Genomic DNA, 827 nt, shown 5'->3' with positions numbered 1-827 from the left:
GTTCAGGGAGTCTGACATCAAGAGCGCGGTAGCCTTTTTTAATATTTCATTCTCCATTTCAATGCGTTGTAGCTTTTTCCTCAGCTTACGTATTTCGATTTGTTCTGGTGTTATCGGAGAGGCTTTTGGTGTTTTGCCCTGACGCTCATCACGCAGTTGTTTGACCCATCTTGTCATTGTGGAAAGGCCAACATCCATAGCTTTGGCGGCATCTGCCACCGTGTATTTCTGGTCAACAACCAGTTGAGCGGATTCGCGTTTAAACTCTGCGCTAAAATTTCTTTTTTTCATTGGAGCACCTGTGTTGTTCTGAGGTGAGCATATTACCTCTGTTCAGGTGGCCAAATTCAGTGTGCCACTTCATAGTGACTTTGGCGTTGGTATTAGCAACGCCATGAATGATAGGCGCAAAACTCGCTAATGTCGGAGGCAACATGCGGCTGTCGCTGTATAAACGAATGCCGCGGATACTGACAGAATCAAAGGTTTCGCCCGTTGTATAAGACTCACCAAGAATGAGGGTAATGACTCCAACTTACTGATAGTGTTTTATGTTCAGATAATGCCCGATGACCTTGTCATGCAGCTCCACCGATTTTGAGAACGACAGTGACTTCCGTCCCAGCCTTGCCAGATGTTGTCTCAGATTCAGATTATGTCGCTCAATGCGCTGAGTGTAACGCTTGCTGATAACGTGCAGCTTTCCCTTCAGGCGTGATTCATACAGCGGCCAGCCATCCGTCATCCATACCACGACCTCAAAGGCCGACAGCAGGCTCAGAAGACGCTCCAGTGTGGCCAGAGTGCGTTCACCGAAGACGTGCGCC

3 pseudogenes are annotated in these 827 nt (G+C 48.1%); all 3 read right to left on the bottom strand.

The annotated features are described in order from the left end of the window. Window positions 1-291: pseudogene (locus BFF42_RS18875) on the bottom strand (transposase); the annotation flags it as partial. Between the two features lie 70 nt (window positions 292-361). Continuing rightward, a pseudogene (locus BFF42_RS18870) lies at window positions 362-520 on the bottom strand (fimbria/pilus outer membrane usher protein); the annotation flags it as partial. A 15-nt stretch (window positions 521-535) separates the two neighbouring features. After that, window positions 536-827, bottom strand: a pseudogene (locus tag BFF42_RS18865) (IS1-like element IS1X2 family transposase); the annotation flags it as partial.

Source organism: Shigella sp. FC1661, from assembly GCF_001712525.1.
GTDB lineage: Bacteria > Pseudomonadota > Gammaproteobacteria > Enterobacterales > Enterobacteriaceae > Escherichia > Escherichia coli.
Note: the sequence above shows the minus strand (reverse complement) of the source record. Positions and strands in the feature narration are given on the sequence as shown.